The organism is Verrucomicrobium sp. BvORR034 (genome assembly GCF_000739635.1).
GTDB lineage: Bacteria > Verrucomicrobiota > Verrucomicrobiia > Verrucomicrobiales > Verrucomicrobiaceae > Verrucomicrobium.
This window is the reverse complement of record NZ_BATQ01000164.1, coordinates 1-13,419: the sequence shown is the minus strand read 5'-3', so window position 1 is coordinate 13,419 and position 13,419 is coordinate 1. Positions and strand designations below refer to the sequence as shown.

Annotated in this window: 10 protein-coding genes; 3 read left to right on the top strand and 7 right to left on the bottom strand. The window is 61.8% G+C overall.

Features of this window, described 5'->3' with window-relative positions; all coding sequences use genetic code 11:
- The coding region (locus BV034_RS28620; RefSeq protein WP_050030371.1) for a sialate O-acetylesterase at positions 1–1,336 on the bottom strand (1,336 nt) is incomplete at its 3' end.
- Between the two features lie 148 nt (positions 1,337–1,484).
- Here BV034_RS28620 and BV034_RS28615 point away from each other — a divergent pair.
- Both BV034_RS28615 and BV034_RS28610 read left to right on the top strand, forming a co-directional pair.
- Entirely contained in the window at positions 1,485–2,087 is a 603-nt protein-coding gene (locus BV034_RS28615; protein ID WP_265593579.1) for a hypothetical protein, read from the top strand.
- Between the two features lie 110 nt (positions 2,088–2,197).
- Entirely contained in the window at positions 2,198–2,929 is a 732-nt protein-coding gene (locus tag BV034_RS28610) for a hypothetical protein (RefSeq protein WP_050030369.1), read from the top strand.
- Positions 2,930–2,988: 59 nt separating this feature from the next.
- On the opposite strand, the gene BV034_RS28605 is transcribed toward BV034_RS28610, so the two are convergent.
- A complete protein-coding gene (locus BV034_RS28605; RefSeq protein WP_050030368.1) occupies positions 2,989–3,687 on the bottom strand; it encodes an SGNH/GDSL hydrolase family protein in 699 nt (232 codons plus the stop codon).
- Between the two features lie 120 nt (positions 3,688–3,807).
- Entirely contained in the window at positions 3,808–5,070 is a 1,263-nt protein-coding gene (locus tag BV034_RS28600) for a hypothetical protein (protein ID WP_050030367.1), read from the bottom strand.
- Positions 5,071–5,351: 281 nt separating this feature from the next.
- On the opposite strand from BV034_RS28600, the gene BV034_RS28595 reads away from it, so the two are divergent.
- On the top strand, positions 5,352–5,564 hold the full coding sequence (locus tag BV034_RS28595) for a hypothetical protein (protein WP_050030366.1): 213 nt from the start codon (positions 5,352–5,354) through the stop codon (positions 5,562–5,564).
- 32 nt (positions 5,565–5,596) lie between these two features.
- Here BV034_RS28595 and BV034_RS28590 read toward each other — a convergent pair whose 3' ends face one another.
- From BV034_RS28590 to BV034_RS28575, 4 genes are all read right to left on the bottom strand, one after another.
- Positions 5,597–7,951, bottom strand: a complete 2,355-nt coding sequence (locus BV034_RS28590; protein ID WP_050030365.1) for a heparinase II/III family protein — start codon at positions 7,949–7,951, stop codon at positions 5,597–5,599.
- Positions 7,952–8,071: 120 nt separating this feature from the next.
- Positions 8,072–9,544: a DUF1501 domain-containing protein gene (locus BV034_RS28585; protein WP_050030364.1), complete on the bottom strand. Its 1,473-nt coding sequence runs from the start codon at positions 9,542–9,544 to the stop codon at positions 8,072–8,074.
- Between the two features lie 7 nt (positions 9,545–9,551).
- Complete coding sequence (locus tag BV034_RS28580; RefSeq protein ID WP_050030363.1) at positions 9,552–12,890, bottom strand: DUF1553 domain-containing protein; 3,339 nt, start codon at positions 12,888–12,890, stop codon at positions 9,552–9,554.
- A 68-nt stretch (positions 12,891–12,958) separates the two neighbouring features.
- Positions 12,959–13,419 (bottom strand): helix-turn-helix domain-containing protein (locus tag BV034_RS28575; protein ID WP_265593577.1); only part of this gene is annotated, 461 nt, incomplete at its 5' end.

Below are 13,419 nucleotides of genomic sequence, written 5' to 3'. Positions count from 1 at the left end.
CGAACCCCTTGACCTCATTGACGTCCACCGTGCGCAGGCTGCTGCCATAGCAGTTGAGGGTGACGATGGCTTTGTTTTCCTTGAACTCAGCGCCGGTGAACTCGGGGCTGTGGTAGGGGATCTTCACGCCGTAGTCCTTGGCGAGGGCCAGACGGACGAGGCGGTCCGCCACGTCGCGCTTGTTCTTCGGGTGGATGTCATTGGCTTCGCCAAGGTCTGTGATGACGGCCTGACCGGTGTTGGGAAGCTTTTGGGAGAGGGTCTGTGCTTCACGAAGTTCCGCCCAGTCGCTGTCGCCGGCGTTGGGTTGCTCAGCTTTGAAGTCAGCGAGTTGGACCCAGTAGAAGGGGAAGTCGCCCTGTTTCCATTCTTTGCGCCAATGCTCAATCATGAGCGGGAAGAGATCGCGATACTCAAAGGCGCGGCCGGCGTTGCTTTCGCCCTGGTACCAGATGGCACCTTTGATGCCGTAGCCAATGGTCGGAGCAAGCACGCCAGCGTAGAGGTTGCCGGGGCGATGCTGGCCAGCGAGCTGGTTCTGCGGAGCCCGGGGTTCGGGCGGTAGAGGTTTGCCGGCTTTCTTGGCTTCTTCCACCTTGGCGGGCCAGGCGGCCTTCGCGGCGGCGAAGTCGGCTTTGACTTTCTCGAAGTCATAGGTGGCCTCGGTCTGCTTCCATCGTTCCATCAAGCTCGCAAAGCGCTTGTCGCCTTCCAAGACATCACGGCGGACCCAAGCCTCGGCAGCGGAGCCGCCCCAGGCGTTGTCGATGAGGCCGATGGGCACGTCCAGCATCTGATGGAGGGTACGGCCAAAGAAGAAGCCGACGGCGGTGAAGGCTCCCACATTGGTCGGCGAGCAGGGTTCCCACTGGCCGTTGAAGTCCTTCTGAATCTCCTGAGTGCCGACTTGAGGAACGGAGATCAGACGGATGTTGGGGAACTTGGCGGTGGCGGTTTCGAGGTCCGCATCCCAGGATCCACCCACGGTGAAGCCCATGTTGGACTGGCCGGAGCAGACCCAGACTTCACCGATCAGGATGTTGCTCAGCGCCTTCTCGGAGGTGCCCTTGATCGTCATCGCCTGCGGCGTGGCGTTGGCGGGCATGGGGTCCAGCTTTACCAACCACTTGCCGTCCTTGTCCGCCTCGGCGGTTTTGGTCTGGCCGGCAAAGGTCACGGTCACCTTCGTGCCCGGTGTGTCCCAGCCCCAGATGGGGTCAGACTGCTTCTGCTGAAGCACCATGTTGCTGCCGATGATGGCCGGCAGCTTGAGTTCTGCGAAGCCAGCCGTGGAGACGGCAAGCGACGCGCAAAAAAGGAAGAGTGTTCGTTTCATGGCTGATGACAAAATCCTTGTGAGGAGTGCATGGGAACGTCGCTGCGACACCATTGCTATCGGAGGGTGAAGAATTCTTAAGCTGGCGGAAATTGTTCAAGGAGATGCCGTCTCGAACGTGATGCCCCGGAAAGCCCTCCTCGAATTTATGAAATTGCACTTGGAAACCTTCTCCGCGCAACGGTGGCTCAGCTGGGGAATTGTGGTCCTGTTCGCCTCGGTCGTGAATCTCTCCGGGGCGGAACCACCCCCACTGGGTGCCAAGGCGCGGGCTGCGTTTGAGGTGCTGAAGGGCACACCCACCTTCTCCAGCACGACGGTGGGAATCGCCGGGATCACCCCCAGAGAGGTCTTTGCGTTTCGTGATTTGCTGGATGACCCACAAGCGGATGCAGCTTTGAAGATCCTACTGAAGGAAGCCACCCCCGAGGGCCGGCTCTACGCCGTGTGTGGGCTTTGGTTCACAGACCCGACTGAGTTCCAGGCCCAGGTGAAACTGCTCGAAGACACCTCCATGAAAGTGAACCATGTGGACGGGTGTGAACGGGGAGAGGAGCGGGTCAGTCGGTTGATCTGGAGCAAAGAAGCCGGGACAGTGCGGCTGAAGGACAACAAGCAGACGATCAAGGAGTGGCTGGAGGCGAACAAACCGGCCAACCTGTTCTACGACATCGCCGGAGGGGCTTGGTCGTCCTTGCTGCGCGATGAAGGCGGCTTTCGCAAACCGCTGCGTGAACCGGCCAAACGCTGAAGATGAAGGTCTCTTGATGTCCTCTCCGGGGCAAGGCAGGGTGATCGAACGGTCTTTACAGGGAGCGGTGAATGGGGCATCCTGAGAGGGTCTGCTGATCGTCCTGTTTCATGAAGCCTCGAGCCCATTTCCTGAGTGGTCTGGCCCTTTTGGGCGTGTGTGCCCTCACTGACCCTGCGGCGACCCTAGCAGCAGACCCTGCGGCTGCCCCGGCGATTGCGTCGAACGTCTCCGATACCGCCACGCCAGTGGCGGTAGTGGACAAGGACCTGCCGCAACCCTTTGATCCCAAGGAAGCCGAGACCCTTCTGGCGCACTCGCCGTTTACCCGGGCGCTGAACCTGTCAGATTCGCTCGTGCTCACGGGAATCGCCTACCTGGAGGGCAAGCCGGTGGCGACGGTGTTGGATCGAGCCACCAAGGAAAGCCACGTGGTGTCCGAGGTGCCCAACGCCCAAGGCTGGAAACTGGCAGAGATCCACGCCAGCACCGTACTGAACCGCACGGAGATCAAGCTCATGGTGGGAGGCGAAACCATCGCCGTCCGCTACAGCGATGATCAGCTCCTGCCCAAGAATACCCGTCCGGGTGGTGGTTTCCGCGGGCCAGGCGGTCCTGGAGGCCCGCCGGGATCTGATGGGCAGCGCTTCCGCACTTCCTCCCTTCTGGGCGACAACGGACGTGATCGCTACATGGCCCTTTCCGATGCGGCCCGGGACAAGTTCCGCGAAATGGTCCGCGTGAAGCGCGAGGCCCAACCCAATGCTTCCACTGAAGAGCTCTCGGCCTTTGCGAAGAAGGAGTTTGAGCGGATTGAGGCCGAGGACAAGAGGAGGAGGTAGGAGGATGGTAGCCGGTAAGTGGTTAGAGGTAAGTGCTCTTCCGCCAGCCACTCACGACGCTAGGACCCCGATATGGACTTCACCACCAGCTCAGCAAGTGCTTTTGATCCTTCAGGCTTGAAGTGCACGTTTACGGGGAGCTGCCAGGTCTGGTAGTTTTCCTTGCTCGCGGTGTAGAGATCATCCACGGCGATGTTCTTCTCCTTCATGATCTTGAGAGCGGCGGTATTGTAGCGCTCCACATCGGCATTGTTCCGGTACACCTTGTGGGGGCCTTCGGGGACATAGGTGGTGGTGGCGAAGATGAGCTTGGCGCCGGTGGCTTGTAATTTGCCCACAATCTCCCGGAGTTGTTTCTCGTAAACCTCCACGGAGGCCAGCGGCGGGTCACTGGCCTGGTCGGACGTTTTGGTGGGATCATCGCGCAGCATGTGCTTGAGATCGTGCAGACCCCAGTTGAAGTGGATCACATCCCATTTGCCGCCGTCGATCTGGAGCCAGCGGTCAATGTTCTGCACTCCCGCCGCGGTGCTGCTGCAGTTTTCGGCCTTGCCGTTTTTCATCGGACGGAGCACCACGGCCTTGTCCACCAGTAGTTCTTGCACAAAGGGCGTGTAGCCGATGGAGATGGAGTCCCCCAGCAGCAGCACGCGTTTCTTGGCGGGAGTGGAGGTTGGCTCGGCTCCGGAGACAAGGGAAGTGAGCGCCAGGGCGGCAAGAATGCAGAACGTGGAACGGGAGAGATGGCGGACGGACATGCGTGGTGTAACGCCTGCGACGGAGGGAAACTTCAAAAAACAAACTTCAAAATTAAAACTGACTTCATCGCGTCGGTCTCGTTTCGGGACTTGAAGTTTGGAGTTTGAATTTTGAAGTTTTTATTTCGTTTCCGGAGGCAAAGGGGCGATCTCAAGCTCCTTCGCCAGCTTCTCCAGCCACTCCCGACGTCCCGTGGCAGGCACCTCCATGGCCTTGACCACGGGGGTGATGCGGGGATAGCCGCCGACTTGCTCCTGACTGTCGATGATGTGGCCGGCCCCGGTCAGGCTTTCCCGGATGATGCGTTGGTCGATGGCATCCCGTTCCGCAGGACGAGCCCCGGCGAAGCGGGTGACGTGCCAGAGGGTGGAGGCGGGGCTTTGAGCCTGCAAACCTTGCGGCCAGACGGGAGGCTCCGGCAGCGTGTCGAAAGGCTTGCGCAGCAGGGGCAGCGGCTTCCCATCCCAGAACCAGCCTTCGTTGTCTTTGAAATAACCGTCAGCGATGCCCTCGAAGATGGCAGAGGTTGATTTGCTGCGGTCGCCGTGCAGCACGACGTTCCCCACCACGGAGACCTTCGCCTTGGGGAGGTCCCCGGTTGTTTCATCGGGCACGGAAGCGTGAATGGCCCGCTGTCCGGGATTGGCGATGACGTTGTTCACCAACACGCCGGAGGTGTTGAGTTTGAAGACGGGATTGCGCTCCACATTGCTGGCGTAGAGGTTACCCACCAGCGCCACTTCCTTGGTCCCATCCATCACGAGGGTGCCCTTGGAGTGTGGGCCCTTGCTGTGCGAGGAGTTGTCGAGCCCTTCGGCAATGAGGCAGTTGCGGATGACAATTTGGTGTCCCTGCCCCTCTTCCAGAGGAGCGGATGACGAGGCGGAGATTTGCTCATCCAGCCCCCAAGTGGCCGAGCAATGGTCGATCCACACCTTGGTGACATTGCCGTAGGTTGTGATGCCATCCGGCTCCCAACCACTCTTGCGGGCCATCCCGGCATCTCCAGGGCGAATGCGGAGATGCTGCACCAGCACCTGGCTGGCCTCGATGTTCAGTCCGCCTTTGATGATGGTGATGCCCGGGCTCGGTGCGGTCTGCCCGGCGATGACGACCTGGGATTCTTCCAGCTTGAGCGATTTCTGGTCGAGCTCGATCACTCCGGCCACATCGAACACGATGATGCTGGGGCCCTTGGCCCGCAGGGCTTCGCGGAGGCTCCCTGGCCCATCATCCCCCAGAGTGGTGACCTTCACCACTTGGGCTTGGTCGAGATCGAAGCCGAGATCAGGCACGATAGCGTCCTGCCACACCCATGCAGCTGACAAGGGCAGGGGCACGGGGGCAAGAACGAGCAAGCAGGCGGCGAGAATGGATCTCATGGCTGGGCAAACACTTTTCCACTCCAAGGAGTTGCAAAGAATTTACCCTCTCGGTCAAGGGGAGCAAATGAGCCTTAGGTCGTAGAGACTCTCTTTTGTGATTGTGCCCTCCTTCGGCTGTGGTTTCTGTAGCGAGATCGCAAAAAGATGACTAATCCGCTTGATCCCTTGCTCCCCACCTTGGTTTCTATCGTCTACACGATGTCGGTGGCTGCGTACTTCAGGCGTCTGCAGGTGGGCCGCTTTACCCAGGGGGGCGGCCGGAAAGGGATTTCCTCCGCATGTTGGGGTGTGGTGCCTATTACGCGGTGGTGGCCTTGTTGGTGTATGGGGGCGTCCACGACCTCGCCATCTGCCTTAGGGAAAAGGGGGCCGCTGGGTGGGCGGAAAACGCCATGGCAGTGATGAAACTGGTCGGCATCTTCACGCTCCACCTGGTGCATGAATTCAAGATGGGCAGGGATCCGCAGTTCTCCGACTCGCCTGCGGACTGAGCCTGGCCCGACGGATCCCTTGGGCGATTTTGCTAGGGATTGGGCACCACCCGGAGGGTGCCGCCCCCCGTGATCCCTGTGAAGTGCAGGCCCAGCGCGTCCGAGGTAAACTGCCCGGCACCGAGGGCGACCCCGTTCTGGTAGGCGGAATAGGTGGCGCTGGGGGAGAGGATGCCGCCGTAGCCGAAGTGGTAGTCCTTGGCTCCTGCCGAGTCTTCTGTGACCTGGGCTAGAATCCCGCTGCTGCTGTAGGTGGCGGAGATGGCACTGGTGAGGTGGGGGCTCTCGAAGTACGCCTCTGTGCCCTGGTGCAGGACCGAGCCATTCACGAGGACGAACGAAGCGAAGGCGCCAGCGGTGTCGCGTGTCACGGAGAATGCGGCATCGGTGAAGACGGCCCCGGCGGTGTAGTCCGTGCCGGGGGTGGAGGTGAAGGTGAGCACATCATGGTGCCCTCCAGGAACCGCGAGCTCAGCAGCATGGGCGGTGGCGAGGCTGGTGCTGACACGCGCCGCCGAGACGGCTGGGGCGATGGAGTCTCGCGTGCTCAGAACGGAGAGAATGATGCCGCCGTTCGATGAAATAGCCCCCTGGACACCGGTGATGGTGATTTCCGGAGCGCCATAGGACTCCGCGTAGTAGCCGGACAGGGAGCTGCCGCTGAGGTTGTGGCTGGCTGCCATGAAGACGTCGCAGGACTTCGTGCCCTTGTCCCAGCGGTACTGGAGCAGCGAGGGAGCAATGGAGACTGGGTATTGCGTACCCACCGGGTGCCAGTTGACCTGATTCGTCACCGTTGCCGCATTGGTGAAGCGGTCCAGCACCACAAAGTAAGTCTCATCCACCATCGCGAGGGTGCGGCTGACGGTGTTGCCGCTGCCATTGATGCCATTGACCGTGGTGGTGCTGAGGTCGACGAAGCGGTTGACCAGCCCTCCCTCATCCACGCTGTCCAAACGGGCCGCGCCCGTGATGGCATTGCCGTTCGTGATGTAGGAGGTGTTTCCGTTGACCGTCGGGATGTTCTTGCCGGTGACGGTGTTGATGTAGTAGGCGCGGTTCGCGGAACTCGTCACCTGAGGGCCGCCGCCGGGCGTGACCACCCGGAGTTCGCCACCATCGTAGATCACGAGGTCGAGAGGGTTGCGGGAGTTGTGCCGGGTGTTGATCAGTTCATCCGAGGAGTGATCCGTGGAGGTCAGCAAGGTGGCCTGCCGGGCGCTGGCGGCATGGCTGGAGCGCAGCACCGTCACTTCCACATCGGGCGAACACAGGAAGCGGGTGGGGGAGCTCGTGGGAACGGTTACGACGACGGTGTTGTCCACGGCCAGGAACCGGGTGGCCACATGGTACTGCTGGTTTTCGAAGTTGCTGCTGATGGGGGAGGCCGTCAGGTTGGCCTGGGACCAGCGCAGCTCGCCGCCGAGGGAGGTGCTGGTGTATTCACCCCAGAGGAGATCGGCAGTGAGCCAGGTACGGAGGCCTTCTTCAAATGGCGCGTTGGAGCCGTCCGGCTGACGGGTGTAGAGGGCGAAGGTGAAGAGCGGTTGCAGGCTGGTGAACCAGTTCACCGTGCCGCCCGTGGCGTTTCTCACATGATGGGCGGTGCTGACAAGGTTGTTCAGACTGTAGTTGGCGTACCAGGAGCTTTCACGGTACCAGCCGGTCTCGTCCGCCATGCGGTTCAGGGACGCATTGACCAGCGTCTTGCCCTTGTTGAGCCAGGTCGTGGCATTGGGGGAGTCCCACAAGGACAGCGCAGTGCTGACCAGGGCAGAGCCAAACTTCAGCGCGTAGTTGTCGTTGGGATGAAACGTGTTGAGCTCAAGACTGTTTCTGCCCGCATCCGCCCATTGTGTGATCTTGCTGCGCATGGTGGTGACGTTGGCGGCTGTCACATTGGGGGAGCCGCGAAGCAGGTCGAACGCCTCCACCATGGATTGCAGGCGGCCGCTGTCATAGATGTGCTGGAACGGGTTCGAGGGTTTAAACAGAACCCATGCCGCCCGTGTGCCCATGCGGGAGATGGCGGTGGTGGCGGCTGCACCATAGCTGGCATAGGTGCCGGGCGGCACCTGCCCCATGCGTTCCAGGATGGCGGCACCCTTGGCCACATTCGCCAGCGTGTCTTCGTTGGTGGCGGTGGCCAGGGAGGGAAGCTGGCCATTCACGTAGTTCCGGACGCTGTTGTAGTAGCCGGAGTAGAGGGGATCCAGGGATCGGGCCTGAAGCGTGGCTGGTGGCGATGTCCAAATAACTGGTTGGGTGGCCGGACCGGCAGGTACGGCAAAGGAGGTGCTGACCTGGATGCTGGCCGCATGGGCGTGAGGGAGGGAGGCACATGCCAGGATCAGCCCCAGGCAGGCGCAAGGGAGGTTTGATTTCATGAGGAGCAGGCAATTGTGATTTTTGTGGAGCCTGCGTTGGAATATCAAATTGCCCTTGATGCGTCAATGATGGACGGAGTGAGGTGAATTAGTTGCGATGATGAGCAAGTGCCCGCGTCGCTAGGCAAGCACTGGCTTGATCACGTGCCCATGCACGTCAGTCAGCCGGCGCTCGATACCATTGTGATAGAAACTGAGCCGTTCGTGATCCAGTCCCAGGATGTGCAGCATGGTCGCATGGAGGTCGTAGATGGTGGTGACATCTTGAACCGCCTGGTGGCCGAAGTCGTCTGTGGCCCCGTGGCTGTGCGCCTTCTTCACCCCCGCCCCGGTGAGCCAGACGGTGAAGCCTTTGGGATCGTGGTCCCGACCATTGGCGTTCTTCTGGAAAGTAGGCATGCGGCCAAATTCAGTGACGAATGCCACCAGGGTGTCGTCCATGAGTCCGCGGGCCTTGAGGTCCGTGAGCAGGGCCGCACAGGGCTGGTCGAGAATGTTGGCGTGAGCTGGGTACTGGGTGGCGATGGCCTTGTGGCCGTCCCAGTTGCCCACGCCCTCTCCCATGGCATAGCTACCATTAAAGAGCTGCACAAAGCGCACGCCGCGCTCCAGAAGGCGCCGGGCCAGCACGCAGTTTTTGGCAAAGCCAGCCTTCGAGGTGTTGGGGTCGTCCATGCCGTAGAGTTTCCGGGTGGCGGCGGATTCGCTGGAGAAGTCGCTCACTTCAGATGCAGCGATCTGCATGCGGGCCGCGAGTTCATAGCTGGCGATACGCGCCGACAACTCCGAGTCACCGGCATGCTGGGCGAGATGACGCTGGTTGATGAGGTTTAGGAAATCTCGCGTGGAGGTCTCGGCTCCCTGACTGATGCTGGCGGGACGGGTCAGATGGGGAATGGGGCGGTCGGCGTTGAAGGATGTCCCCTGGAAAGCGGCAGGGAGGAAGCCGGACGCCCAGTGGCGGGGGCCGATCTGCGGGACCCCTCGTGGGTCGGGAATGGCCACGAAGGCTGGCAGATCCTGATTCTCAGATCCCAGGGCATAGGTGGCCCAGGAGCCCATGCCGGGGAAGCCGTCCAGCGTGAACCCGGTGCTCATCTGGTTCTCCGCCGGGCCATGGGTGTTGCTCTTGCCCGTCATGGAGTGGATGAAGCACAGCTCATCCGCATGTTGGGCGATGTTGGGCAGCAGATCGCTCATCATTTTGCCGCTCTTGCCGCGCGGCTTGAAGTCCCAGAGAGGCTTGATCAGATTTCCGTTCTCTCCCTGGAAGGTGATGAGCTTCTCGCTGGCCGGCATGGGTGTATCGTGCCGCTTCACCAGCTCTGGCTTGTAGTCGAACGTATCGACATGGCTGAGTGCGCCAGACACGAAAATGACCAGGCAGCGTTTGGCCCGTGGCTCAAAGTGCGGTTGCCGGGCGGCGTATGGGTTCGAGGGATCAATCAGCGGGCGCACGGGTGAAGGTGCGCCCAGAAGGCCGTCCCGGGCAAGGAGGTGGGCCAGGGCCATGCCTCCCAGTCCGTGCAGCGTGGTGCCGAGAAACGAACGACGGTTGAGCAGGTGGCTCGAAGATGGCGTGGTGGCGTGCATGGGTGGATCAAAAAATTTGGATGAACTCATTCGAGTTGATGAGCGCGCGGCAGAGGGAGGGGAGGCCGTGTTGACTCACCAGCTCCGTGGCTGCGGCGGCTTCTTCGACAGAAGGCCCCCGGTTGAAGGCGATCTGGAAAGCGCGGTCCACCTGGGCGGAAGGATTGTTTCCTGAATCCGCGACTACACGTGCGGCAAAGAAGCCCGCCTGATCCAGCGCGAAGGTGCTGTTGAGCAGGCTCAGGGCCTGAAGCGGCGTGGTGGAGACATTGCGCCGTGGGGCGATCTGTCCGGCGTCCGGGCAGTCAAAGGCACCGAAGACATTGTCCAACTGCACGCGGGGCTTGTGCTGGTAGATCATGCGACGGAAGTCGTCGGGGCCGAACTCTGACTTGGAGTTGTACACCTTCACGTAGTTGGTGTTGGGCTCAAAGAGGTCGAAGCCTGGCCCACCCATGCGCAGGCTCAGCTTGTTGCTGGCAGAGAGGATGGTGTCCCGCAAGACTTCCGCCTCAAGCCGGCGGGGTGGGAATCTCCAGAGCAGCCGGGTTTGAGCATCGCGTGCCATGCCCGCAGCCATGTCTGGTGGGGATGAACTCTGCCGGTAGGTCTGGCTGAGAACAATGACCCGGTGGAGGTGTTTGACGCTCCAGCCGTTGTTCACCAACTCTCTCGCCAGCCAGTCCAGCAGCTCAGGATGGGTGGGCCGGCTCCCATTGACGCCGAAGTCGCTGGGCGTGTCCACCAGGCCGGTGCCGAAGTGGTAGTGCCAGATCCGGTTGGCCATCACGCGGGCGGTGAGGGGGTTCTGCGGATCCACAATCCAGTCTGCCAATGCCAGCCGACGCTGAGGATCGGGGGCATCCATGGGCAGCGGGGCAATGGGGTGAAGGGTGGTGACCACGCCTGGCGCGACTTCTTCACGGGGTTGTGTAACGTCACCACGCTGGAAGCGACGGGTTTCACCCGGTTTGCCAAAGACCCCGGCGTACACTACGGGAGCGGTCTCTGCCTCGGCGAGGGATTTTTCGAGTTGTTTCCTTTGAGCCTGAAGCTTCTGAAATCTGGCCGCTTCCGCCACAGGGAGTCCGGTGCTGGTGGCCAGGGTGCCAGCCGTCAGTTTCAAGGTCTGCGGCAGGCGGTCTTCGTGTCCGGCCACACGGGTCCAGGCGGTGCCATCCAGGGAGACCTCCACCTGGTACTTCGTGGGCAGCCGGTCATTGTAGCGGGGGACGTTCTCGCGATCCCGGCTCCACACCACCCGGTCAATACGGGTGGGCTTCGCCAGCTTCAGCTGCACCCAACCCCGGCCGTTTTCATTGGAGATCCAGCTGTGGTCATTCCCGTACACGCCGTCGTTCACGTGTTTGAGCTGGTGAATGGCGTAGCCGGGAAGGGTGCTGGAGGCGGTGGCCGTGGCTCCTGCAGATGCCAGTGCCACATTGCGGGGTTCCGGTCCGGCGCTGAACACCTCCAGCTCGTCCAGGCACGGTTGCAACTGGGTGGTCTCATCGACTGTGAATCGGACAAAGCTGGCCTCGACTGCGGAAAAGCGGTCTATGTTTGCCCTCCGGCTCACAGGTAACCTCAAGGCAGGCCGATCCTGTGGCGAGGGCTCCTCCTGCAGCACCAGCATGTCCATTGTGGGATAGCCTGAATCACCACCGACGCTCAAGATCAGTTTTGATCCGGCCTCAAGTTCGTGGACGCCAATGTCCTTGAACCCGCTCCAGAGCTTGCGGTTGGGCATGGTGCCGGTGCCGTCGGCAAACTTGCGATGGTCGGCCCTCGCGATCTCCTGCTGATCATGCGTGGTGTCCAGCCTGCCATCATGGTCGAGAAGGTAGCGCGCATCTTCGTCATGGCTGCGATAGCCGGAACCCCAGGAGACCCAGATGCGAAATCGACCCTGCACCTGAGGCTGCCATGCCAGCACCTTGCCCGCAGCGTTGTCCCCCAGCCAGACCCAATAGCCGTCTGCCAGTGTAGGTGGGTTCTGGTTGTCCCCTGGATAGGTGTTTTCTCCGCGTGCGGAGCCCGCTTCGTACTTGGTGCGTTGCCCGTTGGATGGCTTCAGCTTCACCACCCGTGTCGCGTCGTCCGGGGGGATCACCACCGTACGCCGGGCAAAGGCGACGGGCTCGAACTGGTTGAGCTGGGAAACAACGGGAGAGAGTTCTTCGCGAAGTCTGGCTGCGCGAGCCAGACGTTGATCGAGGTCGGGTCCTTTTACCGGTCGCGTACCGTGCCGCACGCCCGCGAACATCGCAGCCATGGCATGGTAGTCCGAGTGGGTGACAGGATCGAACTTGTGGGTGTGGCACCGGGCGCAGCCGATGGTGAGCCCCAGGAAGGTGCTGCCGGTCGTGGCCACCATGTCATTGAGATCATCCGCCCGCTGTTGCGCGGTGAGCACCGGATCCGGGCTGCGCACGGTGTCCGTGGGACCTCCGACAATAAATCCTGTAGCCTCATCTGCGCCCAGTACGTCTCCCGCCAGTTGCTCGCGGATGAACTGGTTGTAGGGCCGGTCAGCATTGAACGCCTGGATCACATAGTCACGGTAGGGCCAGGCCTCCGGGCGGGGTGTGTTCTTCTCGAACCCGTCACTTTCCGCGAACCTTACAACGTCCAGCCAGTGGCGCGCCCAGCGTTCTCCATAGCGTGGGGAGGCGAGGAGCCTCTCCACCAGCCGGTCGTAGGCGAGAGGATCGGGATCGGCCACAAACTGGGCGACCTCCTCCGGGGAGGGGGGCAGGCCCACCAGGTCGAAGCTCAGCCTTCGGATCAGCGTGCGGCGGTCAGCCTCAGGAGCGCGGCGGAGTTGATGTTTCTCCAGCTGGGTGGCGATGAACTGATCGAGGATGGTGGGCGATTCTTGCTTCGATGAGGGGGAGGCCGAAGGGGGGAGCGGCTGGTAGGCCCAGTGAGTCTTCGCAGGGTCAGAAGGAGTCTTGCCATCGGCAGGCCACAGGGCACCGGCATCAATCCAGCGCTTCAACAATGCCAACTCGGTCGCGCTGAGGGCGGGCCCCTTGGGAGGCATTTTCAGATCGGGATCCTTGCCACTGGCCAGATGGTAGAGGGGGCTTTCCTGGCCTTTGCCTGGCAAGATGGCCGCGCCGTGCTCATCCCCACCCCGGAGGGCGCTGTCCCGACCGTCCAGGCGCAGGCCTCCGCGCTGTTTTTCCGGGCCGTGGCAGTCCAGGCAGTGCTGCTGGAGCAAGGGCTGGATTTGCGTGGCGAAATCTACGGGAGCTTCCGCAAACAGTGCTGGCGTAGCTGTGTTGCCCACCCATACGAGGAGGGAGGTGTTCAGGAGAAAACGCCAGCGGAAGCAGTGCATGTCCGACTATACGGAAGCACGGCGTCTCCTTCGACTCACGAGAGTACGTGAGTCAGTTCACTGGGGCGTCACGGTTCGTCCTGTTTGCGCGCACGCCACTGCTGGGGTGTCATGCCGTAGCGCTGGCGGAAAACGCGACAGAGATTCTTGGCATCCCGCAGGCCCACGTCGGCCGCAATGGAGTCCAGCTTCAGGTCGGTTTCTTCCAGCATCTCACCGGCCGCCGTGACCCGCAGCCGGGCGATTTCGTCGTTGAGGGTGAGCTGGGCCTCCTGGCGGAGGGCGCTCTGCAGGCCCCGCAAGGACATGCGGGCGTGCTTTGCCACCCGGGAGGCCTGGAGGGGTTCGCGGAAATGTTGTCTGACAAAGCGCAAGGCTTCGCTCACCCCCTGGTGGGAGCCGGCATAGGTCGCGGTGGACTCCCGCGCCAGCACCCGTCGGCTCGGGATGCGGATGGTGCTGGAGGGCTTCTCTTTGCCCTGGATCAGACCGGCCAGGATGCTGGCTGCCGCATAGCCCACCCCCGGAG

Excerpts from the sequence above, each read along its gene's own strand:
- BV034_RS28615 (WP_265593579.1), top strand. The coding sequence starts at position 1,485 with ATGAAATTGCACTTGGAAACCTTCTCCGCGCAACGGTGGCTCAGCTGG.
- BV034_RS28580 (WP_050030363.1), bottom strand. The coding sequence starts at position 12,890 with ATGCACTGCTTCCGCTGGCGTTTTCTCCTGAACACCTCCCTCCTCGTA.
- BV034_RS28600 (WP_050030367.1), bottom strand. The coding sequence starts at position 5,070 with ATGAGATCCATTCTCGCCGCCTGCTTGCTCGTTCTTGCCCCCGTGCCC.
- BV034_RS28590 (WP_050030365.1), bottom strand. The coding sequence starts at position 7,951 with ATGAAATCAAACCTCCCTTGCGCCTGCCTGGGGCTGATCCTGGCATGT.
- BV034_RS28585 (WP_050030364.1), bottom strand. The coding sequence starts at position 9,544 with ATGCACGCCACCACGCCATCTTCGAGCCACCTGCTCAACCGTCGTTCG.
- BV034_RS28595 (WP_050030366.1), top strand. The coding sequence starts at position 5,352 with ATGTTGGGGTGTGGTGCCTATTACGCGGTGGTGGCCTTGTTGGTGTAT.
- BV034_RS28610 (WP_050030369.1), top strand. The coding sequence starts at position 2,198 with ATGAAGCCTCGAGCCCATTTCCTGAGTGGTCTGGCCCTTTTGGGCGTG.
- BV034_RS28605 (WP_050030368.1), bottom strand. The coding sequence starts at position 3,687 with ATGTCCGTCCGCCATCTCTCCCGTTCCACGTTCTGCATTCTTGCCGCC.